This is a genomic window from Micromonospora rifamycinica, assembly GCF_900090265.1.
In the GTDB taxonomy this organism is placed as follows: domain Bacteria; phylum Actinomycetota; class Actinomycetes; order Mycobacteriales; family Micromonosporaceae; genus Micromonospora; species Micromonospora rifamycinica.
The window spans coordinates 6003910-6029557 of record NZ_LT607752.1 but is presented as its reverse complement, the minus strand read 5'-3'; the positions used below and the strand labels follow the sequence as shown (position 1 = coordinate 6029557).

Below are 25648 nucleotides of genomic sequence, written 5' to 3'. Positions count from 1 at the left end.
GACCGCTCCGACGGGAGAGGCGGGTGGTACGGATGGGACGGCTGGGCGTATCCCGGTGGTGGCACCGCCGACCGGCGGCCGGAGCCGGCGCGGGATCGGGTCGTTGGCAGGTGGTGACCGTCGGCGTGCCGGCGGTCGAGCTGCTGCCCGAGGGGCGGTGGCCGGAGCCGCTGCGGTCGCTCGCCGGCGCGGTGGAGGTCGACCTGCGGCCGGCACCCGGCGGCCGGGGCACCGAGTTGGCGGTCCGCCCGCTCGGCGGGGTCGCCGCGCTGCCCGGGATGGCCGCCCACCTGGTCGGCGACGATCCGGACGGCTACCTGCGGCAGGTGCTGCGCGCGGTCCGGCAGCTCGTCGAGACCGGCGAGGAGCTGCGCGCCGACCGACCCGTCGCCGAGCGGCCGGCGCACCACCGGCCGGTCGCCGTCCGCCCGGTGGTGCCGGGGTGAGGGCGCTGTGCTGGGAGGGCGCCGACCGGCTCGCGGTACGCGAGGTGCCCGACCCGGAGCTGCGTAACGCCCACGACATGATCGTCCGGGTCCGGCGTAGCGCCACCTGCGGGGCCGACCTGCCGCTGCTCGCCGGCCGGGTGCCGGGGCTCGCCGCCGGGGACGTGCTCGGGCACGAGTTCCTCGGCGAGGTGGCCGAGGTCGGACCGGCGGTACGCCGGCACCACGTCGGCGACCGGGTGGTGGTCTGCGCTGCCGTGGCCTGCGGAAACTGCTGGTACTGCCGGCAGCGGCTCTACTCCTGTTGCGACAACGGCACCACCACCGGGACGGCCACCGAAGCGGCCTGGGGCCAGCCCACCGGAGGCTGCTACGGCCACCCCCGGGCGGCGGGCGGGTTCGCCGGCGGCCACGCCGAGTACGTCCGGGTGCCGTACGCCGACGTCGGGGCGTTCGCCGTGCCCGACCCGATCAGCGACGACCGGGCGGTCTTCGCCTCGGACGCCGCCCCCGCCGGGTGGATGGGGGCCGAGCTGGGTGCGGTCCGCCCCGGTGACGTGGTCGCGGTCTGGGGGGCGGGCGCGGTGGGGCAGCTCACCGCGCAGGCGGCGACGGCGCTCGGCGCGGACCGGGTGATCGTGATCGACCGGTATCCGGACCGGCTGCGGATGGCCGAACGGCACGCCGGTGCCGAGACGTTGCACTACGAGCACACCGACGTCCCCGCCGAGCTGCGGGAACGCAGTGGCGGCCGGGGTCCTGACGTCTGTGTGGAGGCGGCCGGGGTGGCCGACGGCGGTGGCCGTCCGGTCTCGCTCGCCGACCGGTTCACCGGCCGGGGCGGCCCGGTCGAGGATCCGCTGGCGGTCCGGGAGGCGGTGCACGCCTGCCGCAAGGGCGGCACCGTCTTCGTCTCGGGCAGCTTCAGCGGCTTCGTGGACTCCTTTCCGCTGGGCGCGGTGATGCACAAGGGGCTCACCCTGCGCAGCGCCCGGCAGCACGGCCAGCGATGGATTCCGATGCTGCTGGAGCGGATGGCCCGCGACGAGCTGCGGACCGAGCACCTGGCGACGCACCGGTTCGGGCTGGACCAGGGCCAGGCCGGTTACGCGTTGTTCCGGGACCGGGCCGACGGCTGCGTCCGGGCCGTCTTCACACCGCACGGGTGACGGCCGGGCGCGGGTGGCACACTCGGCGGATGCCCCACGACCGCCCGTACGACATCGTCCTGTTCGGCGCGACCGGCTTCACCGGCGGGCTGACCGCCGGGTACCTGGCCCGCAACGCCCCGGCCGGGTTGCGCTGGGCGCTGGCCGGACGGGATCCCGCGAAGCTGGCCGCGGTCCGGGACCGGCTCGCCGGCATCGACCCGGCCCTGGCCGCGCTGCCGCTGCTCACCGCCGACGTCACCGACGCCGCGTCGCTGCGCGCGGTGGCCGAGGGTACCCGGGTGCTCGCCACCACTGTCGGGCCGTACGTGCACCACGGCGAGCCGCTGGTCGCCGCGTGTGCCGCCGCCGGCACCGACTATCTCGACATCACCGGTGAGCCGGAGTTCGTGGACCTGATGTACGTGCGGCACCACGCCGAGGCGGTACGCACCGGTGCCCGGCTGGTGCACGCCTGCGGTTTCGACTCGGTCCCGCACGACCTGGGCGTCTGGTACACGGTCCGGCACCTGCCGGCGGACGGGCCGATCGCCGTGGACGGGTTCGTCCGGGCCGGGGGGCAGTTCTCCGCGGGGACGTACCACTCGGCGCTCACCGCGTTCGCGCGTACCGGGGAGGCGAAGCGTGCGGCGCTGGCCCGCCGGGCGGTCGAGCCCCGACCGGACGGTCGCCGGGTCCGGGCGGTGCCCGGCAGGGTGGGCCGCTCGGCGGCGACCGGCATGTGGGCGGTGCCGCTGCCCACCATCGACCCGCAGGTGGTCCGCCGGTCGGCCGCCGCCCGGCCGGAGTACGGCCCGGACTTCCGGTACCGGCACTTCGCCGCCGTCCGGCGGCTGCCGACGGTGCTGCTGGCCGGGGTGGGGATGGCCGGTCTCGTCGGGCTGGTGCGGCTGCCGCCGACCCGGCGCTGGCTGCTCGGCCGACGGGCCTCCGGGCAGGGGCCGAGCGCGGAGCAGCGGGCCAGGTCGTGGTTCCGGGTGCGGTTCGTCGGCACGGGCGGGGGCCGCACGGTCCGCACCGAGGTCTCCGGCGGTGATCCGGGCTACGACGAGACGGCCAAGATGCTCGCCGAGTCGGCGCTCTGCCTGGCGTACGACGACCTGCCGGCCACGGCCGGGCAGCTGACCCCGGTGGCCGCGATGGGTGACGCGCTGCTGGACCGGTTGGTGAAGGCCGGGATGACGTTCCGGGTGCTGCCGGCGCGGGCTTGACCCTCGACCTGGTTGAGGCGACAGCATCATGGGCGTGGAGAGCGAGTTGCGGAGTATCGGCGAGCTGGCCCGGACCAGCGGCCTGACGGTCAGCGCGCTGCGGTTCTACGACCGGTCCGGGGTGCTGACCCCGACGCTGGTCGACCCGGTGAACGGTTACCGCTGGTACACCGACGCGCAGGTGACGCCGGCCCGGCTTGTGGCCGGTCTGCGACGGGTCGGCATGCCGCTGGCCGAGATCGCCGCCGTGCTGCGGCTGCGGGACGACGAACCGGCGCGGGCCGGCCGGTTGCTCGACGCGCACCTGCGCCGGCTGGAGAACGGTCTCGCCGACGCCCGCCGCGAACTCTCCCGGGTCCGTGCCCTGATCGATCCCGAGGAGTCTCCGATGACCACCCGAATCGTGCTGCCCCCCGCCGCCCTCGCCGCCGCCGTCGACGCCGTCCGGTTCGCCGTCGGCGACGACCCCGAACTGCCGGTGCTCGCCGGTGTGCTGCTGGACGTGGAGTCCGACGGCGTACGGCTGGTCGCGACCGACCGGTACCGGATGGCGCTGGGCCGGGCCGCCGGTCGGGTGGACGGCCCGCCGGTCCGGGCGCTGCTCCCGGTGCCGGCCGTCGACGAGTTCCGGGCGCTGCTCGACACCGCCACCGAGCCGGAGGCACACCTGACCGTCGCCGCGGGGCTGGTCACCCTCGCCGTCGCCGGTGCCGAAGCCACCTCGGCGGTCCTGCCGTACGAGTTCACCGACTACCGGCGGCTGCTACACCGACCGGCCGGCGCCCCGGCCCGGCGGGTTCCGGTCGACGTGGCGACCCTGCGCGCCGCGCTGCGGGCCGGCACCCCCACGGTCACCCGGGATCACGAGGGGGTGCCGCTCCCGGTGACCGTGCTCGGCGTGGACGACCGCAACGGGCTGCGTCTGGTCGACGCCAGCGACCTGGCTGGACCGGACCGGGCCGATCTGCTGGTCGGGGTGAACGGGGACTTCCTGCTCGACGCGCTGGACGCCGCCGGTGGCCCGCAACTGGTGCTGGAACTCGACGGCCCGATCGCCCCGCTGGCCGTCCGCCGCCCGGATGACGAGGACACCTTCTCGATCCTGATGCCGATCCGCCTCTGACGGTGCCGCCCGCCGGCCGGGTCTCCACTCCGCCGGCGGTCACCGGTTCCCCGCGCCGTACCGAATGGTCCCCACGTCGGGGCACCCCGAGAACCACCACCGGACACCCACCCTCGTCATACGACACGCACCGTCACTTCCCTCCTCCTCCACCATCCCCCCTACGCCCACTTTGCTCTGCCGCCTCATAGGCGACGGTGACCCCAAGTGATCGTCGCGCCGAGGGCGGCAGAGCAAAGTGGGCGAGGGGGGTGGTGGAGGCGGCGAAGCCACCGAGACAATCTCCTGTTCAGGAAGATGAGGCGGTGAGCGGGTTGGCAGAATGCCGTGGGACGGGGGCCAGCGCGATCACTGAGCGTAAAGAAAGAGACCGGAACCGCTGACAACACGGTAGGTAACGAAAAGGTCTGGTGGTCGGCTCCCGTGGGGCCGGACGCAGCTCCCCATGCCGGCACGCGCGCCGACATCGGCACGCATGACCGGCACCGCGTGCACGACCGGTGCGGCGTGCACGACCGGTGCGGCGTGCGCGTGAGCGGCGGGGGTGCGGGGAGCTCCGGCCGGGGCCGGGGGGCGGGGGGCGCGACGGTAGCATCGTGAGGTCCCACCTGACCGCCTGGACGGAGCGTACGGAGCAGCATGCTCGACATGGAGTTGATCCGGAAGGATCGCGAGACGGTGGCGACCGCGCTGGCGAAGCGACTGGATCCCGCCGAGGTCAACCGGGTCCTGGACGACATCCAGCGACTCGACCAGGAGCGTCGCGCCCTGATCACCGAGATCGACGCCGAGCGGCAGCGCCGCAAGGCCGAGGCACGGGCGTACGCGCAGGCCAAGCGGGCCGGCACCGCGCCGGAGCCCGCCGCGCCGGAGGCCGAGCGCAAGCAGCTCGCCGAGCTGGAGTCCCAGCTGGACGAGGTGCGGTCCCGGTTGCACGGCACGATGAGCGAGCTGCCCAACCTGCCCGCCGACGACGTGGTACCCGGCGGCAAGGAGGCCAACCGGGTGGTGAAGACCTTCGGTGAGCCACCGGTCATCGAGAGGGTCCGCGACCACGTGGAGCTGAGCCGCGCGCTGGGCCTGGTCGACCACGAGCGGGGCGTCAAGCTCGGCGGCTCCGGCTTCTGGATGTACACCGGCCTGGGTGCCCGGCTGGAGTGGGCGCTGATCAACTGGTTCATCGACGAGCACGTACGGGCCGGTTACGAGTTCCTGCTCCCGCCGCACCTGCTGCTGGACACCGCCGGTTTCGCCGCCGGCCAGTTCCCGAAGTTCTACGACGACGTCTACCACCTGGACCGGGAGTCCGCCCCACGCGGGCAGTTCCTGCTGCCCACCTCGGAGACGGCCATCCTCGGGGCCTATCAGGACGAGATCCTGGAGACCTCGAAGCTGCCGCTGAAGGCGTTCGCCTACACCCCCTGCTACCGGCGGGAGGCGGCCGGTTCGCACTCCGACGAGCGCGGCACCGTGCGCGGTCACCAGTTCAACAAGGTGGAGATCTTCCAGTTCACCCTGCCGGAGCAGGCCGACGCGGCGCTGGAGGAGATGCTCGCCCACGCGGAGAGCCTGGTGGAGGGGCTGGGCCTGCACTACCAGCGCAGCCTGCTGTCGGCCGGTGACGCCAGCGCGTCGATGAAGAAGACCCTCGACATCGAGGTGTGGATGCCGAGCACCGGCAAGTACAAGGAGGTGTCGTCGGTCTCCTGGGCCGGCGACTACCAGGCCCGCCGGGCGGCCATCCGCTACCGCGAACCGGGCGGCAAGCAGACCAGGTTCGTGCACACCCTCAACGGGTCGGCGCTGGCCACCAGCCGGCTCTTCCCGGCCATCCTGGAGCAGTTCCAGCAGCCCGACGGCTCGGTGCTGGTGCCCGAGGTGCTCCGCGACCGGCTGGGCACCGACCGGCTCACCCCGCTGCGCTGAGGTTCCGGGTGGGCGGCGGGGCCTGCGGGCAGCGCCGCCCACCGATGCCCGTCCGTCCCGGCCCCACCGGCCAGGCAGCTTCCCGACCGGGCGGCCGCACGTCAGGTCCGTTCGGCGTCGTCCGCCCGGGTGCGGTGGCGGTGCAGCAGCGCCGCCACCGCGAGCAGCCCGACCAGCGTCGCGGCCAGCACCACCGGGCCGGCAGTGTCCAGCGCCGTCACCAGGGTCCGCTGGACCCGGGCCGCGCCGACGACCACCGGGTCGCCGAAGGCGTCGTGCCGGCCCTGGGCCAGCCGGACCTCGTACCAGCCGTACCAGGCGACGTAGCCGCCGGCGAGGAGCAGCACCAGGCCACTGAGCCGGGGCACCCGGGCACCGGCCCCGCGCAGGCCGCTCACCACCCGGCCGCGCAGCAGCGCCACACCGAGCGCCGCCACCGCCACCACCAGACCCATCCCGATCGCGTACGCGACGAAGAGCGCCAGCCCGCGCAGGGTCGAGCCGGCCTGGAGGCTGGTCACCACGATCGCCAGGAACGGCGCGATCGAGCAGCTCAGCGACGCCAGCGCGTACGCCATGCCGAACAGCGCCATGGACGGCAGCGACCGGGTCAGCCGGGGCGCGCGGGCCGACGGGCGCGGGGTGGGCAGCCGACGGCCGGCGAGCAGCCACACCCCGAGCGCCAGCAGGCCCAGCCCCAGCGTCACGGTCAGCCAGGGCAGCCGGGGGCGCAGCCAGTCGGCCAGAGGTGCCACGGCCAGCCCGAAGGCCCCGAACACCACCACGTACCCGCAGGTCAGGCCGGCCGCCGCGGTGAGTGCCCGGCCGATCGCGCCCCGGCCGTCCGCCGGCCCGGCCACCAGCAGCGACAGGTACGCCGGCAGCATCGCGAAGCCGCACGGGTTGACCGCGCCGAGCATCCCGGCGGTCAGCGCGAGCAGCAGCGGGCCGGTCATCAGCCGGCCAGCGCGGCGACCCGGCGGGTCAGGTCCTCACCGTCGAGGAAGCCCTGGTGGACGACCTTCCCCTCCCGATCGATGATCAGGAAGGTGCTCTGTTCGACGATCTCGAAGCGCCGCCACAGCGCGCCGGCCCGGTCGTCGATCTGGGTGGTGCCGCCGAGCTCGAACTCGGTGACGAAGCTGCGCATCGCCTTCTGCTCGCCGAGCCCGGCCACCCCGACGATCGGCACGGTCTCCCGGTACTTCGGGGCGATCTCGGCCACCGTCCAGGCCTGGCTGGCGCAGGTGGCGCACCAGGGCGCCCAGAACCAGAGCACCACCGGGCGGCCGGCCAGGGCGGCGGCGGAGAACGCCGTACCGTCGAGGGTCCTGGCGGTGAAGCGCAGCGCGTCGGGCACCACGGCGGGTGCCCCGGTGGTGGCGGGTGCCCCGGTCGGGGTCGGCTCAGCGGGCAGCGGCGACGAGGTGGCGATCGGCACGGCGACCTCGGCGGCGGGTTGCGCCGTCGTCGGCCCGACGGCGCACGCCGAGGCGGCCAACAGGGTGCCGGCCAGGGTGACGGCGAGGGCGAGCCGGGCGGCCGGGCGGCCACCCGGCCGGGTCCCGGGGTACGACGACCACATCCGAATCTCCTCTCGGTGGTGCTACGTGACCTGGACGGTGCCGGGTGACCTCGACGGTGCTACTTGACCTCGACCAGCCGCAGCGCGAGTTCGGGGCAGACCTTGACCGCCTTCATCGCCCCCTCCTTCAGCCAGGTCGGCACGGGGGTGGACGGGAAGGCGGGGTAGCCGTTGCCGTCGAGTCGGATGAAGTCCGGCACGACGTGGGCGCAGAGCCCGTGCCCGTCGCAGCGGGACCAGTCCAGGGTGAGCATGCGCGGGTCGGCGTCGGGTGCACCGGGCAGCCCCATCACGCCCTTGACCCGTTTGCCGCACCCCTCGCCGGTGGTGTGCTGCCGCAGGTCGTCGGCGAACACCTCCATCGCGGAGAGCGCGAAACGGGACGTACCGTCGGGGTGGCTGCACGCGCCCCGGCCCTTGACGTCACCGGCGGCGGCCCGGACGACCTCCACCGGTGCGCTGCCGGAGACCGCCAGGTCGACGGCGCGGGCCAGGTCGGGCAGGCCGCGCTTGCACGGCCCGCACTGCCCGGCGGACTCCCCGGCCAGGTAACGGACCACCTGGGCGGCCTCGCCGAGCGGGCAGGTGTCCCGACCGAGCGGGATGATGATGCCCGCGCCGAGGGTGCCGCCGACGCTGGTGAGGCTCCTGCGGGTGATCTCGGCCCGCTGCGCCGCCTCCCAGGTGATCCACCGGCCGTGGTAGCCGCCCATCAGGATGCCCGGCCCCTCCGGCACCTCGCAGAGTTCGAGGATGTCCCGCAGCGGGGTGCCGGCGGCGCACTCCACCACGGCGGGGCGTTTGGCCTGGCCGGTGACGGTGAGCAGCACCGTGCCCGGCTCGTCGTCGGTGCCGAGCGCGGCGTACTCGTACGGGCCGAGCCGGGCGGCGATGGCCACCTGGGCGTACGTCTCGGCGTTGGACAGCAGGGTCGGCAGGTTACGCACGCCCGAGTCGCTGGACCGCTTCTTGGTGCCCGGTGGGATGTGCGGCAGCCCGTTGATCCCGTTGACCAGTGCGCCGCCCTCGCCGGAGATGAACCGGTGCGGCACGGTGACGATGCTGGTGGGCACCGGCATCCGGCGCTCGGCGAGGGCTTCGGTGAGCGAGTCCCGGCCGATCAGGTCGTCGGCGACGCAGAGCACGATCTCCTCGGCGTCCAGCGCGTACGCGGACAGCGCGGCGCCGTCGAGGATGAGGTGCGGTGCCCGGGTGAGCAGCACCTTGTCCTTCCAGCTCGCAGGCTCCCCCTCGGTGGCGTTGACCACCACCACGGCGGGCAGGTCCTGCCGTTCGCAGGACTCGAGCACCGCCTTGAACTTGCGGTAGAACGGGAAGCCCGCCCCGCCCTTGCCCTTGAGCTGGATGGCCTCGGCCAGCCGGAGCAGGTTGGCCGGTTCCATCGGACCGATCGGGCCGTGCACCGTCTCGTGCGCCATCAGGTCGAGCCGGCCGAACTCGGCGAAGCCGGCGGTCAGCCGGGGCTCGCCGACGCAGGCGACCGGGGGGACCTTGGTCCGCATCACTTGGCCTCACCGCGCAGCCCCGCCCAGTACGCCCCGTCCACGGCGTCCGCGTTGGCCTTGCCCTTGCGTCGGCCCCGGCTGTCGCCGGTGGCCTTGCGCGCCCGCCGGGAGGCCAGGTCGACCAGGGTCGGGGTGTCGTCGACGGGGACGTCGTCGGCCACGTAGCGGGCCGGCGGTCGCCAGTAGTCCGGCTCCTCCGGCACGTCCGGTTCGACGCTGTGCCGGCCGGAGCCGCTACGCGGGGCGGCGGAGATCGGCTCGGCCGAGACGGGCCGGTTGGACCCCTCCCAACGGCTCGGGCTGTCCCACGGTTCTTCGGGTGCGTCGGTGCGCCGCCGGGGCGGGGCGGAGTAGCGGGCGGCCACGTCGTCGTCGCGCCGGGAGCGACGGCTGCCGGAGACCGGGGCGTCCTCCTCCTCGTACCGGGAACGACGACTGCCCGACACCGGAGCCACGTCCTCCTCATAGCGCGCACGACGGCCACCGGAGACCGGGGCGACGTCCTCCTCGTACCGGGAACGACGACCACCCGACACCGGAGCCACGTCCTCCTCGTAACGCGCACGACGACCGCCGGACACCGGGGCGTCCTCCTCCTCGTACCGGGAACGACGACCACCCGACACCGGAGCCACGTCCTCCTCGTAACGCGCACGACGACCGCCGGAGACCGGGGCGTCCTCCTCCTCGTACCGGGAACGACGACTGCCGGACACCGGGGCGACGTCCTCGTCGCGGCGGCGGGGCCGCTCGGCGCGCTCCTCGCGCTCGACGGTCCGGCGGCGGGCCGCCGGCTCCAGGTCGCGCTCGCGGCGCGGGGTGGGCTCCGCCTCCCGGGTGCTGCGACCGCCGCGCACCGGCTCGCGCAGGGTGCCCGGCTCGGGCACCACCGGCACGGTGAACCGCTCGGGGTCGCGTCGCCGGGCGGTACCGGTCGGCGCGTTCCAGGACGGGGCCAGGGCGGTCTCGGCCCAACTGGTCCGGCTGTCCCTGGTCTCCTCCTCCTTCTTGCGGCCGAGCCCGCTGAGCAGCGTCCGGCCCTTGCCCTCGTCGGCCGCCTTGGCGGTCATCGCCTTGTTCAGGGCGGCGGCCTGCTGCTGCTCGCGGGTGCGCTTGCCGAGGTAGACCGACAGCCGCACCATCAGCGCCACCACCACCAGCAGCACGCACGCCAGGTAGCTGAGCACCACCCAGGACTTCGCGGCGCGACCGGCGTTGAGCCCGTGGAACAGGGCGAACGGCCAGGAGAGGTAGGCCAGGGAGTGCAGGCTGCGCCAGAACCACTTGGGGCCGACGCCGGCGAACCGGACCCGGACGATGCCGGTCCAGAAGACGCTCACCATGAGGAACGCGGCCACCGTGCCGAGGCCGACGTAGAGCCCGCTGCCGCCGATGAACGGCACCACGGCGTCGGTGGGACCGGCCCGGCCGATCGCGATCTTGGTGATGACGTGGAACACCAGGCCGGCGACGCCGAGGACGCCGGTGGCGCGGTGCGCGGACTGGAGCAGCACCCGGTGCCGGATCATGAGGACCAGCCGGTCGGTGGCGAGCAGGCCCATCATCACGGTGAGGCTGAGCGCCACCAGGGCGACCACCCCGGCGAAGAACTCGGTGAAGAAGAAGCCGTACGCGTACATCGCCGTGCCGTTGCCGGTCATCTCGACGCCGGCCCAGAACAGGCCGAGGGCGGACGCCACCATCAACGCCATCGTGGATTTCGACACGGTCCGGACACCACGGCTGCTGGTGGCGGTCCGGACGGTCGCGGCCTGCTCGTTCTGCTTTGCCCGGGCCATCTGCTCCTCGATCGTCTAACGGCGGCGCCACCACCGGCCGACCTTGCTCCCACCTCCAGTACGGACCTCCGGCGCGTACGGATCACCACCGGTGCCGAAAATTCTCGGCGGATCTTCGAACCGGCCCGGCCCGGGACGCGTGTAGCTCCCGGCGCACCGCCGTGGCGGCTCCCGACGACGCGGGGTTCCCGTCCTGACGATTCGCCACCGGCGGGAGCCTCGTACCCGTTAGAGTGTATTTGTGCTGTTTGACCGGATGATCGAGCGCTGGGGGCGGGGTCCGCTCGCCGCTGTCGTCGGCGTACCGACGCTGCTGGCACTGGCCCTGCTGGTCGGCGCGGCGCTACGGGCCGACACGCCCCTTCCCGGCCAACGGGCCGCCCCACCGTCGCCCACCGTGGCCGCCCCCGGCGAGGACGAGACGGTGCCGCCCGCCGCACCGGCCCCCGCCGGGCTGCCGGTGGTCGACTACGACCCGGCCCCCGCCGGCTTCCCGGCCGACCCCCGCCCGCTCGACGTCACCCCGCTGACCGAGGGGCTCACCCCCACCCGGAAGATCGCCGCGTACGACGCACCCGGCGGACGCCCGCGCGCCCTGCTCGCGCCCACCATCAGCGGGGTCGAGCTGACCATGCCGGTGGTGGAGCGCCGCACCGGCTGGACGGCGGTCCTGCTGCCCTCGGCGAGCCGCCGGGTGGCCTGGCTGCCCCAGGGTGGCTGGACCCCGGTCGCCCTGCGGGACCAGATCGTGGTGCAGCGACGGACCCACCAGCTCACCTGGAACCGGCACGGCAAGCCGGTACGCAGCTGGCCGGTCAGCCTCGGCCTGCCCGGCCAGGAGACCCCGCTCGGCCGGACCTTCATCCTCGGCACCACGCCCCCACCCGAACCGGTCTACGGCGGGGTGGACATCTTCGCGCTCGGCGCCGTCCCGGACGACCCGGACGCGGTCCCCAGCGGCCTCAAGGGCGCGCACATCGGCCTGCACACCTGGCAGGACGACGACACCCTCGGCCAGGACGTCACGAACGGCTGCATCCGCCTGACCCGCACCGCCCAGCAGACCCTCCTCGCCGAGATACGCCCCGGCACCGAACTGGTCGTCGTCGACGCCCTCCCCACCTCCTGACCCCGCCGGGCGGACCCGCTTCTCTCCAAGGTCGTGCTGGAACCAGGATGTAGTGGTCTCGAAGCCGCAGGAAGCCACTACATCCTGGAACCAGCACGATCTCAAGCCGTGCGCGGGGCGGGGCGGCGCCGGGGGCGTGCCTGCCCGGGTGGGGGTGCATCGGGGGGTGGAAGGTGGGTATGCGGGCGGGGTCGGGGTGGGGTGGGTGAGGTGGGGAGGACGACATGGGGAACACGTCGGGCGGGCCGGTCGACACGGTGGTGTTCGTACACGGGCTGTGGATGACACCGCGGAGCTGGGAGGGGTGGGCCGAGCGGTACGCGGCACGGGGGTTCCGGGTGCTCGCGCCGGCCTGGCCGGGCTTCGACCGGGAGGTGACCGCGCTGCGCGCCGACCCGGGCACGGTCGCCGGCACCACCCTGCGACAGGTGATCGACCACTACGCGGCGGTGATCCGTGAGCTGCCGAGCGCACCGATCGTGATCGGCCACTCGTTCGGCGGGCTGGTCGCCCAGGTGCTGGCCGACCGGCAACTCGGCGCGGCCGTCGTGGCGGTGGCGTCCGCCCCGGTCAAGGGGGTGCTCCGGCTGCCGATCAGCACGCTGCGGGCGTCGTACCCGGTGCTGCACAGCCCGGTGAACCGGCACCGGGGGGTGCAGATCAGCCCGGACGAGTTCCGGTACGCCTTCGGTAACACCCTCCAGCCGGACGACTCCGACCGGGCCTGGCGGCGCTACGCCGTCCCGGCCGCCGGGCACGTGCTGTTCGAGGGGGCGTTCGCCAACCTCGACCCGCACTCGGCCGCAGCGGTCGACACCGGCCGCGACGACCGGCCGCCGCTGCTGCTGATCGCCGGCGGCGAGGACCACGTGGCCCCGCCCTCGCTGGTCAAGGCGAACGCCGGGCTCTACCAGAAGTCGCGGGCGGTGACCGCTTACCACGAGTTTCCCGGCCGCTCCCACTTCACGGTGGGTGAGCCGGGCTGGGAGGCGGTCGCCGACTACGCCCTGGACTGGGCGACCCGGATGACGCAGGCCCCGGTGGCGGCGGGCGACGCACCCCGGCGCTGAGCACGGCGACCCGGCGTCACGGTGACGCCGGGCGGGGAGCCGGACAGCACCCCCGGTGTCCCGGTGACTCCCGGCGCTGAGCCGGGCGGCATCCCGGCGTCACGGTGACCGGGTGTTCGGTCGGGAGCGCGGTACCGGTCGTCCGCTCACCGCCACCCGCGCCGCCGGGAGCAGCCGCCTTCGTGGTCCGGCCGGAGCAGGCAGCGCGAGCCGCTGGAGAGCAGCCGGCTGACCGGTACCGTCAGTCCCAGGTCTCGCTGATGTCGAGGATCTCCATTCCCGGGGGCAGCGCCGGCGTCAGGGCCTTCGGATCCCGGGTGACCAGATAGCAGCGGTAGAGCACGGCGGTGGTGACGGCGTGCGCGGCATCCAACGACACCTGTGTACGCGCCGCCAGCCGCGCCACCCGCCGGCTCGTGGCGGCGTCGTATACGGCCACCTGAATGTCACGGTCCTCGGTGAACAGCAGGTCGAGGAGGGCGGCGGAGGCGGTACCCGCCAGTTCGAGCTGCGCCTGCCCGAGGCAGAGCGCGGGCACCCACAGCTGCTGCTCCGGGTCCTCCTCGGCGAGAGTGATCATGGAACCGGGCTCGACACTGGTTCCCGAGGCGTAAGCGAGCAGCGCAGAGGTGTCGAGGACCAGGCCGTTCACGCGGCGGCGCTGCCGTCCTCGTCGAACTGGCGGAGCCATTCGAGATTCCGGGCATGCTGCTCGTCACTGATCGGTGGCAGAGCCGCCAGGCGGCTCCTCGTCGACTCGACGTCCTCATCGGTGACGACGTAACCGAGCTGCGCCCAGCGCGCCCGGAGGCCGTCCGCCCGCATCTTCCGCCGGAGGACCCCCGCGATGAAACCGGACGTGTTGCCCTGGGTGCGTTCGACGTAGGCGGCCACGTCGTCGGGCAAGCTGATCGTGATACGGCGAGTCATACTCTCAGCATAGCCGCTGCATACTGACGATTGGCCATCACGTCACGACGCGCCGTCACCGCCGGGGGTGCTGCTGTGCGGACAGGTCCAGGTGCACCCCGCCGGAGATGTCGCGCGCCTGCACCACCGGGCCGGTGACCCGACCCGACACCGTGTTGGTCACTGCGTCAGCCCGTACGGACGTCTGGTGGAAGGTCGCCCAGCGGCGGCGTAGTTCCTGGTCGAAGTCCGGATCATGGTCGGCGGCGTCGGCCAGTGCCCGGCGCACCGCGACGGCCCGGTCGTCGCCCCCGCCGGACGCGGGCTCGGCGGCGAGCGCGGCCCGCAGCGCGCGGTGTTCCGTCGCCTTGCGACGGACGAGGCGCATCACCGACGCCAGGGCTTCCCGTGCCGCGTCGGTGAGGCCTTCGACGGCGCGGGTCGACAGTGCCACGGCGACCGCCGTGAGGATCGGGTCATCCATCCTGCTCCTCCTGCTGGTCCGGAGTGGTGGTGTCGTGGTCGAGGGCGGCCAGGCGTCGGCGCACGTCCGCCGCGAGGGGGTCGTCGAGTTCCAGCAGGGTCAGCAGCGCGTCGGCGAGCGCTTCGCGGGCGGCGTGCGGCTGATGGAGCCGGAGCTGGGCGTCGCCCTCGTACGAGCGGGCCAGGGCGGCGTGCCGGCGGTCGCCGAGTTCGCGGAACAGCGCGGCGGCCGAGGTGACCGCCGCCAACGCCGGGGCGGGCTCACCGGCGTGCAGCAGCGTCTGCCCCCGGTGGAGGGCGACCAGCCCCTGACTCCACCGGTTCCGCAGCCGCTCGAAGACCGTCATCGCGTCGTCGTACGAGGCGAGGGCCTCGGCGTAGCGGCCGGCGCCGCGTAGCGCGTTGCCGAGGCTCATCAGGGCCAGGCCGGTGCCGCGTTCCTCGCCCGACTGCCGGAAGGTCAGCAGCGCCTCCCGGGCGTAGCGGGTCGCCTCGGCGAAGTCTCCCCGGTCCTCCTCGACCAGGCCGCATCCGCGCAGGGCGTACCCGGTGGTCCACGCGTCGGCGACGTCCCGTGCCGCTTCCAGTGAGCCGGCGTAGCAGCGTCCGGCCTCGTCGAGGTCACCCCGGTCCCACCAGGCGTCGCCGAGGCTGAGCATCAGCCACCCCTCGGCCTGGCGGTCGCTCAGGTGCCGGGCGCAGTCCAGGCCCGCCAGGTGACTGTCGATCCACGCCTTCCAGTAGGACCTGCGCTCGAAGAAGGCCATGCTGGCGAGCGCGATCTGCCACCCGAGCCGGTGATGGCCCCACCCGGGCGCGGCGCGGACGACGTCGAGCAGGTTGAGCCGTTCGTGCTCGCACCACCGCAGCGCGTCGTCGAGCGTCGCGTCGGGTGGGACGTCGACGCCGGGCAGCGGCCGCCCCTGCGGCAGGATCGCCCGGTAGGCCGCGTAGGTGTGGTGCAGGTACCACCGCAGCAGTCGCTCCCGGGCGGCGTGGACGGCCTCCGGGCTCTCGTCGAGGGTCGCTCGTTCCATCGCGTACAGCCTCAGCAGGTCGTGCAGCCGGAACCGGTGGGGTCCGCTGCGGGTGAGCAGGTGCAGTCCGACGAGCGATTCGAGGTGCCGGCGCGCAACCGACGGGGCGCAGCCGGCGAGGCGGGCCGCCGCGTCGAGCGCGATGTCGGCTCCGGGGTGCAGGCCGACCAGCCGGAACATCCGCGCCGTCTCGGCCCGCAGGGCCTGGTAGGACCAGGAGAAGACCGTGCGGACGGCCGACAGGTCGTCGTCCTCGACGGCCAGCGCGTCGAGGCGGCTCTCCTCGGCGGCCAACTCCTCGACCAGCTCCCCGAGCGGTCGCTCCTCGTCGAGCCGGGCGCGGTCGGCGACGATCCGCAGGGCGAGCGGCAGGTGCGAGCAGAGCGCGATCAGCCGCGCCGCCGCCTCGGGTTGCCGGTCCACCCGCTCGGCCCCGATGGTCACCCTGAGCAGCCGGGTCGCGTCCTGGTGCGACAGCACGTCCAGCACCGCCCGGATGGCACCGTCGCGGACGGCCAGCCCGGAGAGCCGGCTGCGGCTCGTGATGAGCACCATGCAGCTCGGTGCGGCGGGGAGCAGTGGCCGCACCTGCTCGGCGGTGGCGGCGTTGTCGAGCAGGATCAGCATCCGCCGGCCGGTGGTCAGCGACCGGTACAGCGCGGTGCGGTCGTGCAGGTCCCGGGGGACCTTCTCGGCGGGCACGTCCATCGCCCGGAGGAACCCGTCGAGGGCCTCGTGCGGGGTCAGCGGCGGCACGGCGTCGTAGCCACGCAGGTTGATGTAGAGGTCACCGTCGGGGAAGCGTTCCCGCACCCGGTGCGCCCAGTGCACGGCCAGTGCCGTCTTTCCCACCCCGGCGCTGCCCGAGATGGTGGAGATGGTGACGACGGGCAACCGGGCCTTGTCGGTGATCAGTTCCACCTCGTCGAGCAGCGAGTCGAGTTGCTGGATGTGCACCTCGCGGTCGATGAAACCCTTGGTCGCGGGCGGCAACTGCCGTGGTGACGGCAACGGCGTCTCGGTGACCGTCCGCAGGTGCACGTCGCCCTGGATGAGCCCGGCCTGCACCACCGCCGCGCTGCGGCCGGAAAAGTCGTTGTCCGCCCGGTTCCGGTCGTCACCCATGACACTGGCCACGCGATGGTCCGCGATCAGGCCGCTGCCGCCACCGGGGCCGGCGGCGCCGAGAAGGGAGTGGCCCGCGTCCAGGCCCGGTCGCGGGACTGGCAGTGCCGCAACACCTCGGCCGGGTCCTCGGTGGTGCTGAAGCCCACGAACCGGTCGTCCTCGGTGAAGTGCAGGAACGCGACGAGCTGCGAGTCGAACAGCCAGAAGTCGTAGTGCGGCAGCGCCAGCTCGGTCGCCCGGCGACGGTCGAGGTAGCGGATGTCCTCGCCCGCCGCGATGTTGTGGGGCGTCACCGACATCTCGAACCGCAGGTAGTCGCTCGGCGGCTCGTCGACGACCCGGACCCGCTCCACCCGCTTGCCCCGTGCCGTCTCGGCCCGCATCAGGTCGAGCCACGGCCGCAGCCAGTCGATGCCCGGGTCCGCCCCGGTGAGAAAGACCCGGAACGGCTCGTCCTCGGCGGGCACGCCGTACGACCGGCGGACCTCCAGCTTGAAGGCGGCGTGCTGGAAACTCTCGAAAAGGCGTCGGAAAGCGGTGGGGTCGGTGACGGGCGACCCCATCTCAGTCCTTCTGCTCGAACCAGGACATCAGTTCCCGGGGCACCACGACGAATGTCTCGTCGGGCAACACGTCCCGCAGTTGGCCGAGCGCCTCCGGGTCGGTCAACCGGTAGCCCTGCACCACGATGTCACCGTTGTCGGTCTCGTACAGGCTCGGACACGATCCAGAGTTGCTGGACGTGGCGAGAAAACGAAGCCTCATGTCCCCTCCCCGAAGTCGGCAACTACAGATAGTAGTCATTTGCACACGCCGACTTCAAGGAACTACGGTATCGAGTCACGTCACCGACAAATGAATAGAGTGAATACGCATTCACGTCCACTTTGGAATTCCCGTTCCCGCCGATGTCGGGGACCGTTATTCCCGGGAGATATCGCGGTGCACCCCCACGAAACCCGATCAACGGCCACCCAACCGCCGCCACAGAAAGCGGAACGTCAACGCCGACAGGAACGCCCGTTGCTCGTTGTTGCTCGCCGCGCCGTGCCCGCCCTCGACGTTCTCGTAGTACGACACGTCGTAGCCGTGCTCGCCCAGCAGCGCGGCCATCTTGCGGGCGTGCCCCGGGTGCACCCGGTCGTCCCGGGTCGAGGTGACCAGCAGGACCGGCGGGTACCGCACCCCGGGCCGCACGTTGTGGTACGGCGAGTAGCCCCGCAGGAACGCCCAGTCGGCGGGCAGGTCCGGGTCGCCGTACTCGGCCATCCAGGATGCCCCGGCGAGCAGCCGGTGGAAGCGCCGCATGTCCAGCAGCGGCACGTTCGCCACCACCGCGCCGACCAGCATCGGGTAGCGGGTCAGCATCGCCCCCATCAGCAGCCCGCCGTTGCTGCCGCCCTCGATGCCGAGCTTCTCCGGGGTGGTGATCCCCCGCGCCACCAGGTCTTCGGCGACCGCGGCGAAGTCCTCGTACGCCCGGGGGCGGTTCTCGCGCAGCGCCGCCCGGTGCCACCGCGGGCCGTACTCCCCGCCGCCCCGGATGTTCGCCACCACGTAGCTGCCGCCCCGGGCCAGCCAGCACCGGCCGACCACCCCGTCGTAGTGGGCGGTCAGCGACACCTCGAACCCGCCGTACCCGGTGAGCAGCGTCGGCCCGGCGGCCGCCGTCGGGTCGCCCACCACGGAGTACGGCACCCGGGTTCCGTCGGCGGAGGTGGCGAAGAACTGGCGCACGGTCATGCCGGTGGCGTCGAAGAAAGCCGGTTCCCGCTTGAGGACCTCGACCGGGCCGCCGATCCGCCCCAGCCCCAGCGTCGCCGGCCGCAGGTAGCCGGTCGAGGCGATCAGGTAGTCGTCGCCGAGATCCGGATCGGTGTCCACGATCCAGCTGTCGTCGTCCTCCGCCGCCCCGGCCAACGGCTCCCGCCGCCACCGCCCGCCACCGCCCGCCACCGGCCGGTCGGGAGACCCCGACCCGACGGCCGGCTGCGGGGCATCGGCCGGTTCCGGGCCGTCGGGGGTCAGCACGGCCAACCGCCGTCGTACGTCGACCAGGGTGGCCAGGATCAGGTGGTGCCGGGTCCAGACGTGGTAGCTGAGCGCGGTCCGCTCGTCGGGCTCGAACAGCACCGTCAGCTCACGGCCACCGGCGAGGAAGTCGTCGAACCGGGCCGCCAGCAGCGCCCCGGCCGGATGGGTCACCCCGGCGACCTCCCACGGCGACCGCGTCCGGACCAGCAGCCACTCCCGGTGCACGTCCCACTGGGCGTCATCGGGGACCGGGACCGGGAGCTGCCTCCCGTCGGGGGTCAGCAGCAGGCTCCGGGTCCGGTAGAAGTCCAGGCTGCGGCCCACGAAGTCGCGCTCGTACCCGGGCGTCGGGTCGTGCGAGGCGTACACGGACACGTCGTCGACCTGTCCCTCGTACACGATCTCGGCCTCGGTCAGCGGGGTGCCCCGCCGCCACCGGCGGATCACCCTCGGATAGCCGGAGGCGGTCAGCGAACCGGGGCCGAGATCGGTGCCGACGTAGATCCGGTCGACGTCGATCCAGGTGACGTCGCTCTTGGCCTCGGCGAGGGTGAACCCGTCGGCGACGAAGGTGCGGGTGTCCAGGTCGTACTCGCGGACCACCACCGCGTCCTTGCCGCCCCGGGACAGGCTGACCAGGCAGCGCCGGTGGCCGGGTTTGAGCACCGTCACCCCGCCCCAGACCCAGTTCTCGTCCTCGGCGGCGGCCAGCGCGTCCAGGTCGAGCAGCACGTCCCAGGCCGGTTCGGGCCGCCGGTACTGCGCCAACGTGGTACGCCGCCACAGCCCCCGGGGGTGCACCGCGTCCCGCCAGTAGTCGTAGTAGTGCCCGTCGCCGCGCCAGCCCGGGTACGGGATGCGGTCGTCGGCGTCGAGCACCTGGCGGATCTCGGCCTGCGCCGCGACGAACGCGTCGTCACCGGTCAGCGCCGCGACGGTCGCCGCGTTGCGGTCGCGGACCCAGCCGGCGGCGTCCGCCCCGTCCAGGTCCTCCAACCAGCGGTACGGATCGTCACCCTCATCGATCAGCGTCACCCCTGCCACTATTCCCGAACCGGTCAACCGCGCCGACCGGTTCCGGCCGACCCGACGGGGGTGCCCGGTCGGCGACCGGGGCGGCGGGGAGCTGACGCCCGGGCATGGGAGCGGCGTCGCCGGGTATGCCGCAGGCATGAGGGCGACCTTCCGGCTCGGCCGGATCGCGGGGGTGCCCGTCGGGGTCAACTGGAGCGTCCTGGTCATCTTCGCGCTGATCGGGTGGCTGCTCTCCGCCGACCAGTTCCCCCGCTCGTACCCCGACCGGTCCGGTTGGGCGTACCTGTCGGCCGGGCTGGCGGCGGCGGTGGTCTTCTTCCTCGGGCTGCTGGCCCACGAGGTGTCCCACGCGGTGGTGGCGAAACGGCACGGTATCGAGGTGGCGGGGATCACGCTGTGGCTCTTCGGCGGCGTCGCCGAGCTACGCGGCGAGGCCCCCGACCCGGGTGCGGAGCTGCGCATCGCCGGGGTCGGCCCGCTGGTCAGCCTGCTCCTCGGGGTCTTCTTCGGGGCGATCGCGGTGGTGCTGGCCCTGGCCGGGCAGGACGGGCTGCTGCTCGGCTCGGTGTCCTGGCTGGCCGGGATCAACGTGCTGCTGGCGGTCTTCAACATCCTGCCCGCCGCTCCGCTGGACGGCGGCCGGTTGCTCAGCGCCGCCGTCTGGAAGGCCACCGGCGACCGGGCCAGGGCATCGGTGGTGGCCGCCCGCGCCGGCTGGGTGCTCGGCGTGCTGCTGATCGGCCTGGGTCTCTGGCAGTTCCTGGCCGGCTACGGGGTGGGCGGGATCTGGCTGGCGCTGATCGGCTGGTTCCTGATCGGCGCGGCCGGGCTGGAGGAACGCCAGGCCCGGCTGGGCAGCGCGCTGTCCGGTGTCCGGGTCGGCGAGGTGATGACCCCGCAGCCGCAGACCGCCTCGGCGGAGCTGACCGTCGCCGACTTCGTCGACCACTACCTCTTCGCCTACCGGCACACGGCGTTGCCGCTCACCGAGGACGGCCGGCCGGTCGGCCTGGTCACCCTGGACCGGGTCCGGGGCACCCCGACCGACCGGCGGGCCGCCACCACGCTGGGTGAGGTGTCCTGCCGGGCCGACGACCTGGTGCTGGCCCGGCCGGAGGAGCAGCTCACCGACCTGCTCCCCCGGCTCACCGGATGTGCCGACGGCCGGGCGCTGGTGGTGACCGGTGACCAGCTCGTGGGCATCGTCTCCCCCAGCGACATCAGCCGCGCCGTCCAGCGGGCCAGCCTGCGCGACCAGCCCGCCGGACACCGCTAGCCGGCGTCCCGCTCCACCGGGATCCACAGCTCGGCGTCGGCGTGGCTGCCGTCGGCCGAGAGGCGGGTGCTGGAGATCTCCGGCCCCGGCCGGCTGCGGTACGGGTTGGACGGGAACCACTGGGTGAACACGTCCCGCCACAGGTTCTGCACGGCCGCCGGGAACTCGCCGGAGGTGTCGAAGACCGCCCAGGTCCCCGCCGGGACGTCGAGCGCCTCCAGGTCGTCCGGCACGTCCGCGCCGGTCACCGCGCCGTACCAGTAGTCCAGCTCGACGCCCTCGGAGCGGTCCTCGCCGAGCAGGTCGCTGACGTTGACGATGCCCGCCGGCTCCTGGTCGGACAGGGCCTCGATCCGGGCCTTCGTCTCCGCCGGCATGCCCTTGACGAAGGCCACGATCGCCGGGTTCATCCCCTGGTGCACCAGGGGCACCCGGGCCCGCTTACCCACCAGCCGGAACGCCGGCTTCTCCACCACTCGGTACCGCATGCTGCCACTCCCCTCGACGACCAGCCGGAAGGACAACCGCTGCTGGGAACGCAGCGCGGCCCCCGTGCGCCGCGCTTCGCCCGGCCCGACACCGTGCATCGCGCGGAACGCCCGGGTGAACGCCTCGGTCGAGCCGTACCCGTGACGGGTGGCGACGTCGAGCAACGTCCGCTCCCCGGCCAGCACCTCGGCCGCCGCGACGGTGAGCCGCCGCCGACGGACGTACTCCGACAGGGGCATCCCGGCCAGCGCCGAGAACATCCGCCGGAAGTGGTACTCCGAGGTGAGCGTGATCCGCGCCAGGTCCGCCACCTCGACCGGTTCGTCGAGGTGCCGTTCCACATGCGCCAGTGCCTCGTTCAGCCGGTCCAGCACCTGGTCTCCTTCTCCCTTGCGTGCTCCACGCTAGGCGGCCGGCAACGGCCGGACCCGACTTCCGGTGCCCGCCGCGGTCGGGGCGCCCGGGTCCGGGGAAGCGGCGGCCGGGTGCCCGGTGGGGCGTGGCGGCCGGGATGCTCAGGGCCGGGGGAAGTAGCGGTCCAGCAGGTCGGTGCGGAACACCCCGGCCGGGTCCAGCTCGGTGAGCAGGGCGACGAAGTCGGCGTACCGGGGGTAGGTGGCGGCGACCAGGGCCGGGTCGAGGGTGAACACCTTGCCCCAGTGCGGGCGGGGCGCGAACGGGGCCAGCCGGGCCTCGACCTCGGCCAGCACGGGCAGCACCGCCGCCGTGTCGGCGACCCAGGTGAAGTGCACGGCCAGCGTGTCGCGCCCCTGGTTGGGGCTGAGCCACAGCTCGTCGGCGGCGACCGTCCGCAGCTCACAGATCTGCAGCACGGGGACGATCCGGTCCCGCATCCCGTCCAGCGCGGCCAGTGCCTCGGCCCCCGCCGACCGGGGCAGGTGGTACTCGGACTGGAGCTCGTCGCCGCTGCTCGGCATGAAACCGAGCCGGAAGTGCGGCAGCCGCTCGTGCCACGGGCCGGGCTCGCCGAACTGCGGGGTGCAGCTCACCGGGTCCATCCCGGGCACCGGGTGCGCCGGCTGCCCGGCGGGGGTGGTGCCGAGCCAGTCCGGCTCCGGCGGCGGGGCGTCGGCGAGCTGCTTGCGCCAGACCTGGTCGATGTCCGTCGAGCGCCAGGTGGTGAACCCGCTGACGCTGTACGCCGAGGCGAACGCCGCGTCCAGCGACCCGACCGGCAGGCCCTCGTGTACGTACTGACGGACGGTGAAGGTGGGCAGCACGTCCAGGGTGACCCGGGTGACGACGCCGAGCGCGCCGAGCGCGACCACCATGCCGGCGAACCGGTCGCCGGCCGACCGGTCGACGGTGAGCACCTCCCCGTCGGCGGTGACGAGTTCCAGCCCGGCCACGGCGGCGGCCAGGTTGCGGTTGCCGTCGCCGGAGCCGTGGGTGCCGGTGGCGACCGCACCGGCCACCGAGATGTGCGGCAGCGAGGCGAGGTTGGCCAGGGCCAGCCCCTGCTCGTGCAGCCGGGTCGCCACGTCCCCGTAGCGCAGCCCGGCGGCGACGGTGACCGTGCCGCGCTCCCGGTCGATCTCGACGGTGGGCGGCAGCCCGGCCAGCGAGACCAGGTCGCCGGTGGTGTCGCCGATCCGGTTGAACGAGTGGCCGCTGCCGACCGCCCGGAGCCGGTCGCTGCCCGCGACCAGCCGGCGCAGCTCGTCCAGCGTCGTCGGCTGGTGGAAGGCACGGGCGGCGTAGTGGACGTTGCCGGCCCAGTTGCGCCGTGCGACGCCGCTCACGCCGCACCGCCCCCGGGCCGGGCCACGCTGCGGCGGCCGGCACCGGCGGCCCGGCGTCGCGCCGGGTCGGATGCCGCCTGGACGTGTCCCACCGGTGTGTCGATCACGTCGGAACTGTACCCGCGCGCAGCGGTGGCGAAGCCCGGCCGCCGCTGGGCGGTGCGCGGCCGGACCGGATCCGGCACGGTTGTCGGTGCCGTCGACGGGGAACCATGGCGCGATGAGCAGCTATCCCGACCCCATCCTGCACGGTGACGTCTACCCGTCGGAGGAGGAGATCGACCCGACCGGGATCGGCCCGGAGCCGACCGGCGCCCCGCCCACGGCGTACCCGACCCGGACCGCGCCGGCACCCGAGCCGCCGCCCGCGCCCCGGCCGGTGGAGACCGGGGCGCACTCGATCGTCACCCACCACCTGGACGGGTCGACGCAGGTGGTGACGGACCTGGACGGCGACGGCATCGCCGACGTGGTCCAGTTCGACCTGGACGGGGACGGCGTACCGGACATCACCTACCTGGACAGCGACCGGGACGGTCGGCTGGACACGGTGCTGCGCGAACCGGGCGGGGTCACCCGTCGCCGCTGACCGCGCCGACCGGGGTCACACCTGCGGCATCACCTCGGCGGCGACCAGCTCCAGGTGGTCCAGGTCGGCCAGGTCGAGCACCTGGAGGTAGATCCGCTCGCTGCCCGCCTCGGCGTACCGGCCGATCTTGTCGACCACCTCGGCGGGGGTGCCGGCGAGGCCGTTCTCCCGCAGCTCGGCCGGCTCCCGGCCGAGGACGGCGGCCCGGCGGGCCACCTCGGCGTCGTCCCGGCCGCAGCAGAGCACCAGCGCGTTGGACCAGCGCAGGGTGCCCGGTTCGCGGCCCACCTCGGCGCAGGCCGCGCGGACCCGGCCGAACTGGGCCACCGTCTCGTCGAGCGAGACGAAGGGCAGGTTGAACTCGTCGGCGTACCGGGCGGCCAGCCGGGGAGTGCGCTTCGGTCCCTTGCCGCCGAGCAGGATCGGCGGGCGGGGCTGCTGCACCGGCTTGGGCAGCGCCGGGGAGTCGGCGACCGGGTAGTACGTCCCGGCGAAGTCGAACGTCTCGCCGGCCGGGGTCGCCCACAGCCCGGTGATCACGGCGAGCTGCTCCTCCAGCCGGTCGAAGCGCTCCCCCACCGACGGGAACGGGATGCCGTACGCGGTGTGCTCGTCGGCGAACCAGCCGGCCCCGATGCCCAGCTCGACCCGGCCGCCGCTCATCTGGTCGACCTGGGCGACGGTGATGGCGAGCGGACCGGGCAGCCGGAAGGTGGCCGCCGTCACCAGCGTGCCGAGCCGGATCCGGGAGGTGTCCCGGGCCAGCCCGGCCAGGGTGGTCCAGGCGTCGGTGGGGCCGGGCTCGCCGCTGGCCGACCCCATCGCCAGGTAGTGGTCGGAGCGGAAGAACGCGCCGTAGCCGGCGTCCTCGGCGGCGCGGGCCACCGTGAGCAGTTGGTCGTAGCTGGCGCCCTGCTGGGGCTCGGTGAAGATCCGCAGTTCCATGCCCCGAGCATAGGGAGCCGGGCGCACACCCGCTCAGGCCCCGCCGGACCAGCATATGCCTTGACAGGAATATGCCGATGGGGGCATATTGCCTGCGTGTCCGTTGACGCCTTCGCCGTCCTGGCCGAGCCGAGTCGCCGCCGCATCCTCGACACGCTCCGGCAGGCCGAGTGCAGCGTCGGCGAGCTGGTCGACACCCTGGAGCTGAGCCAGCCGGCCGTCTCCAAGCACCTGCGGGTGCTCCGCGAGGCCGGTTTCGTCTCCTGCCGGACGGTCGCCCAGCACCGCATCTACCGGCTCGACCTGCGTCAACTGCGAGCGGTGGACGGCTGGCTGGCCCCGTACCGGCGGATGTGGGAGACCCACCTCGACGCCCTGGAGCGTCACCTCGACAAGGAGTGACCATGGACCCTGCCCCGCTGCGCCCCGGCCCACCGGCCGAGGTCACCGCGACCCCCGCCGACGACCGGTGGACCCTGCGCTTCGTCCGCGAACTGCGGCACCCGCCACAGCGGGTCTGGGCGGCGCTGACCGACCCGGCCCAACTGGGCGAGTGGGCGCCGTTCCTGGCCGACCGTGACCTCGGCACCCCCGGCGACGTGGTGCTCACCCTGGTCGACGGCGACACGACCGACGCGCAGCCGGCCACCGTACGCCGGGCCGAGGCGCCGCGCCTGCTGGAACACACCTGGGGTGGGGACCTGCTCCGCTGGGAGCTGACCCCGACCGCCGACGGCACCCGCCTCACCCTGTGGCACACCGTCGCCGACCGGGGGACGCTGCCGATGGTGGCCGCCGGCTGGCACCTCTGCGTCGACGTCGCCGACCGGCTGCTCGCCGGCGACCCGGTCGGCCCGGTCCGGGGCCGCGCCGCCCTCGCCCACGGCTGGGCGCAGTTGCGCGACACGTACGCCCGCGAGCTCGCTGACGGCTGACCCGCGCCCCGGCCACTCACGATCACCGTCACACCACCCTT

The 25648-nt window shown here is 73.8% G+C and carries 25 protein-coding genes; 11 read left to right on the top strand and 14 right to left on the bottom strand.

The features are described 5' to 3' along the window. Window positions 1-32: 32 nt before the first annotated feature. From GA0070623_RS25565 to serS, 5 genes are all read left to right on the top strand, one after another. Window positions 33-446 (top strand): hypothetical protein, encoded by a 414-nt coding sequence (locus GA0070623_RS25565; RefSeq protein ID WP_407937952.1) that lies wholly within the window; start codon window positions 33-35, stop codon window positions 444-446. After that, a complete protein-coding gene (locus tag GA0070623_RS25560) occupies window positions 443-1615 on the top strand; it encodes an alcohol dehydrogenase catalytic domain-containing protein (protein ID WP_067309400.1) in 1173 nt (390 codons plus the stop codon). Before GA0070623_RS25565 ends, GA0070623_RS25560 begins: the two co-directional genes overlap by 4 nt. A gap of 29 nt (window positions 1616-1644) precedes the next feature. Further along, window positions 1645-2826 carry a saccharopine dehydrogenase family protein gene (locus GA0070623_RS25555; protein WP_067309403.1) on the top strand — a complete coding sequence of 394 codons (1182 nt, stop codon included), beginning with the start codon at window positions 1645-1647 and terminating at the stop codon, window positions 2824-2826. Between the two features lie 46 nt (window positions 2827-2872). Beyond that, the gene (locus GA0070623_RS25550; RefSeq protein WP_067309430.1) at window positions 2873-3949 is read left to right on the top strand and encodes a DNA polymerase III subunit beta family protein; all 1077 of its coding nucleotides are present in this window, start codon (window positions 2873-2875) and stop codon (window positions 3947-3949) included. Window positions 3950-4588: 639 nt separating this feature from the next. Further along, window positions 4589-5875, top strand: a complete 1287-nt coding sequence (gene serS, locus GA0070623_RS25545; RefSeq protein ID WP_067309406.1) for a serine--tRNA ligase — start codon at window positions 4589-4591, stop codon at window positions 5873-5875. Between the two features lie 101 nt (window positions 5876-5976). On the opposite strand, the gene GA0070623_RS25540 is transcribed toward serS, so the two are convergent. From GA0070623_RS25540 to GA0070623_RS25525, 4 genes are read right to left on the bottom strand one after another with little or no spacing between them, the layout of a single operon-like run. After that, on the bottom strand, window positions 5977-6831 hold the full coding sequence (locus tag GA0070623_RS25540) for a cytochrome c biogenesis CcdA family protein (RefSeq protein WP_084261354.1): 855 nt from the start codon (window positions 6829-6831) through the stop codon (window positions 5977-5979). Continuing rightward, window positions 6831-7460, bottom strand: a complete 630-nt coding sequence (locus tag GA0070623_RS25535; protein WP_067309412.1) for a TlpA family protein disulfide reductase — start codon at window positions 7458-7460, stop codon at window positions 6831-6833. Before GA0070623_RS25535 ends, GA0070623_RS25540 begins: the two co-directional genes overlap by 1 nt. Before the next feature lie 59 nt (window positions 7461-7519). Then, window positions 7520-8986 (bottom strand): NADH-quinone oxidoreductase subunit NuoF family protein, encoded by a 1467-nt coding sequence (locus GA0070623_RS25530; RefSeq protein ID WP_067309415.1) that lies wholly within the window; start codon window positions 8984-8986, stop codon window positions 7520-7522. After that, window positions 8983-10785 carry a hypothetical protein gene (locus GA0070623_RS25525; RefSeq protein WP_089004182.1) on the bottom strand — a complete coding sequence of 601 codons (1803 nt, stop codon included), beginning with the start codon at window positions 10783-10785 and terminating at the stop codon, window positions 8983-8985. Before GA0070623_RS25525 ends, GA0070623_RS25530 begins: the two co-directional genes overlap by 4 nt. 241 nt (window positions 10786-11026) lie before the next feature. Here GA0070623_RS25525 and GA0070623_RS25520 point away from each other — a divergent pair, with 241 nt between their 5' ends. Continuing rightward, window positions 11027-11914: a L,D-transpeptidase gene (locus GA0070623_RS25520; RefSeq protein WP_067306826.1), complete on the top strand. Its 888-nt coding sequence runs from the start codon at window positions 11027-11029 to the stop codon at window positions 11912-11914. Between the two features lie 224 nt (window positions 11915-12138). Further along, on the top strand, window positions 12139-12984 hold the full coding sequence (locus GA0070623_RS25515) for an alpha/beta hydrolase (RefSeq protein ID WP_067306823.1): 846 nt from the start codon (window positions 12139-12141) through the stop codon (window positions 12982-12984). A gap of 241 nt (window positions 12985-13225) precedes the next feature. Here the strand turns inward: GA0070623_RS25515 and GA0070623_RS25510 are convergent, their stop codons facing one another. The 7 genes from GA0070623_RS25510 to GA0070623_RS25480 form a co-directional block, all read right to left on the bottom strand. Beyond that, on the bottom strand, window positions 13226-13636 hold the full coding sequence (locus GA0070623_RS25510) for a PIN domain-containing protein (RefSeq protein WP_067306819.1): 411 nt from the start codon (window positions 13634-13636) through the stop codon (window positions 13226-13228). Beyond that, window positions 13633-13914, bottom strand: a complete 282-nt coding sequence (locus GA0070623_RS25505) for a hypothetical protein (protein WP_067306816.1) — start codon at window positions 13912-13914, stop codon at window positions 13633-13635. Before GA0070623_RS25505 ends, GA0070623_RS25510 begins: the two co-directional genes overlap by 4 nt. Before the next feature lie 55 nt (window positions 13915-13969). Further along, window positions 13970-14377 (bottom strand): hypothetical protein, encoded by a 408-nt coding sequence (locus tag GA0070623_RS25500; RefSeq protein ID WP_067306813.1) that lies wholly within the window; start codon window positions 14375-14377, stop codon window positions 13970-13972. Beyond that, complete coding sequence (locus GA0070623_RS25495) at window positions 14370-16550, bottom strand: ATP-binding protein (RefSeq protein WP_157746992.1); 2181 nt, start codon at window positions 16548-16550, stop codon at window positions 14370-14372. Before GA0070623_RS25495 ends, GA0070623_RS25500 begins: the two co-directional genes overlap by 8 nt. A gap of 14 nt (window positions 16551-16564) precedes the next feature. Next, window positions 16565-17104 carry a DUF6879 family protein gene (locus GA0070623_RS25490; RefSeq protein ID WP_067306807.1) on the bottom strand — a complete coding sequence of 180 codons (540 nt, stop codon included), beginning with the start codon at window positions 17102-17104 and terminating at the stop codon, window positions 16565-16567. A 1-nt stretch (window position 17105) separates the two neighbouring features. Next, window positions 17106-17306, bottom strand: a complete 201-nt coding sequence (locus tag GA0070623_RS25485; RefSeq protein ID WP_067306804.1) for a hypothetical protein — start codon at window positions 17304-17306, stop codon at window positions 17106-17108. Between the two features lie 198 nt (window positions 17307-17504). Further along, on the bottom strand, window positions 17505-19610 hold the full coding sequence (locus GA0070623_RS25480) for a prolyl oligopeptidase family serine peptidase (RefSeq protein ID WP_231932545.1): 2106 nt from the start codon (window positions 19608-19610) through the stop codon (window positions 17505-17507). A 136-nt stretch (window positions 19611-19746) separates the two neighbouring features. Between GA0070623_RS25480 and GA0070623_RS25475 the strand changes: the two genes are divergently transcribed. After that, window positions 19747-20886, top strand: coding sequence for a site-2 protease family protein (locus tag GA0070623_RS25475; RefSeq protein ID WP_067306798.1), 1140 nt, complete (start codon window positions 19747-19749; stop codon window positions 20884-20886). Here the strand turns inward: GA0070623_RS25475 and GA0070623_RS25470 are convergent. Together GA0070623_RS25470 and GA0070623_RS25465 are read right to left on the bottom strand one after the other, a co-directional pair. Beyond that, window positions 20883-21749 carry an AraC family transcriptional regulator gene (locus tag GA0070623_RS25470; protein ID WP_067306796.1) on the bottom strand — a complete coding sequence of 289 codons (867 nt, stop codon included), beginning with the start codon at window positions 21747-21749 and terminating at the stop codon, window positions 20883-20885. The genes GA0070623_RS25475 and GA0070623_RS25470 overlap by 4 nt on opposite strands. A 141-nt stretch (window positions 21750-21890) precedes the next feature. Continuing rightward, entirely contained in the window at window positions 21891-23138 is a 1248-nt protein-coding gene (locus GA0070623_RS25465) for an FAD-binding protein (protein WP_067306793.1), read from the bottom strand. Window positions 23139-23358: 220 nt separating this feature from the next. On the opposite strand from GA0070623_RS25465, the gene GA0070623_RS25455 reads away from it, so the two are divergent. Further along, entirely contained in the window at window positions 23359-23727 is a 369-nt protein-coding gene (locus GA0070623_RS25455; RefSeq protein WP_067306786.1) for a hypothetical protein, read from the top strand. A gap of 15 nt (window positions 23728-23742) precedes the next feature. Here the strand turns inward: GA0070623_RS25455 and GA0070623_RS25450 are convergent, their stop codons facing one another. Further along, on the bottom strand, window positions 23743-24672 hold the full coding sequence (locus tag GA0070623_RS25450) for an LLM class F420-dependent oxidoreductase (protein ID WP_067306783.1): 930 nt from the start codon (window positions 24670-24672) through the stop codon (window positions 23743-23745). A 96-nt stretch (window positions 24673-24768) separates the two neighbouring features. Here GA0070623_RS25450 and GA0070623_RS25445 point away from each other — a divergent pair, with 96 nt between their 5' ends. Further along, on the top strand, window positions 24769-25074 hold the full coding sequence (locus tag GA0070623_RS25445) for an ArsR/SmtB family transcription factor (protein ID WP_067306780.1): 306 nt from the start codon (window positions 24769-24771) through the stop codon (window positions 25072-25074). Window positions 25075-25076: 2 nt separating this feature from the next. Continuing rightward, window positions 25077-25607 carry an SRPBCC family protein gene (locus tag GA0070623_RS25440; protein ID WP_067306777.1) on the top strand — a complete coding sequence of 177 codons (531 nt, stop codon included), beginning with the start codon at window positions 25077-25079 and terminating at the stop codon, window positions 25605-25607. The last annotated feature ends 41 nt before the right edge of the window (window positions 25608-25648 follow it).

What these genes read in the sequence shown, in the direction of transcription:
- GA0070623_RS25565 (WP_407937952.1), top strand. Translation starts at nt 33, where the DNA reads ATGGGACGGCTGGGCGTATCCCGGTGGTGGCACCGCCGACCGGCGGCC.
- GA0070623_RS25555 (WP_067309403.1), top strand. Translation starts at nt 1,645, where the DNA reads ATGCCCCACGACCGCCCGTACGACATCGTCCTGTTCGGCGCGACCGGC.
- serS (WP_067309406.1), top strand. Translation starts at nt 4,589, where the DNA reads ATGCTCGACATGGAGTTGATCCGGAAGGATCGCGAGACGGTGGCGACC.
- GA0070623_RS25540 (WP_084261354.1), bottom strand. Translation starts at nt 6,831, where the DNA reads ATGACCGGCCCGCTGCTGCTCGCGCTGACCGCCGGGATGCTCGGCGCG.
- GA0070623_RS25535 (WP_067309412.1), bottom strand. Translation starts at nt 7,460, where the DNA reads ATGTGGTCGTCGTACCCCGGGACCCGGCCGGGTGGCCGCCCGGCCGCC.
- GA0070623_RS25525 (WP_089004182.1), bottom strand. Translation starts at nt 10,785, where the DNA reads ATGGCCCGGGCAAAGCAGAACGAGCAGGCCGCGACCGTCCGGACCGCC.
- GA0070623_RS25515 (WP_067306823.1), top strand. Translation starts at nt 12,139, where the DNA reads ATGGGGAACACGTCGGGCGGGCCGGTCGACACGGTGGTGTTCGTACAC.
- GA0070623_RS25505 (WP_067306816.1), bottom strand. Translation starts at nt 13,914, where the DNA reads ATGACTCGCCGTATCACGATCAGCTTGCCCGACGACGTGGCCGCCTAC.
- GA0070623_RS25500 (WP_067306813.1), bottom strand. Translation starts at nt 14,377, where the DNA reads ATGGATGACCCGATCCTCACGGCGGTCGCCGTGGCACTGTCGACCCGC.
- GA0070623_RS25490 (WP_067306807.1), bottom strand. Translation starts at nt 17,104, where the DNA reads ATGGGGTCGCCCGTCACCGACCCCACCGCTTTCCGACGCCTTTTCGAG.
- GA0070623_RS25485 (WP_067306804.1), bottom strand. Translation starts at nt 17,306, where the DNA reads ATGAGGCTTCGTTTTCTCGCCACGTCCAGCAACTCTGGATCGTGTCCG.
- GA0070623_RS25475 (WP_067306798.1), top strand. Translation starts at nt 19,747, where the DNA reads ATGAGGGCGACCTTCCGGCTCGGCCGGATCGCGGGGGTGCCCGTCGGG.
- GA0070623_RS25455 (WP_067306786.1), top strand. Translation starts at nt 23,359, where the DNA reads ATGAGCAGCTATCCCGACCCCATCCTGCACGGTGACGTCTACCCGTCG.
- GA0070623_RS25450 (WP_067306783.1), bottom strand. Translation starts at nt 24,672, where the DNA reads ATGGAACTGCGGATCTTCACCGAGCCCCAGCAGGGCGCCAGCTACGAC.
- GA0070623_RS25440 (WP_067306777.1), top strand. Translation starts at nt 25,077, where the DNA reads ATGGACCCTGCCCCGCTGCGCCCCGGCCCACCGGCCGAGGTCACCGCG.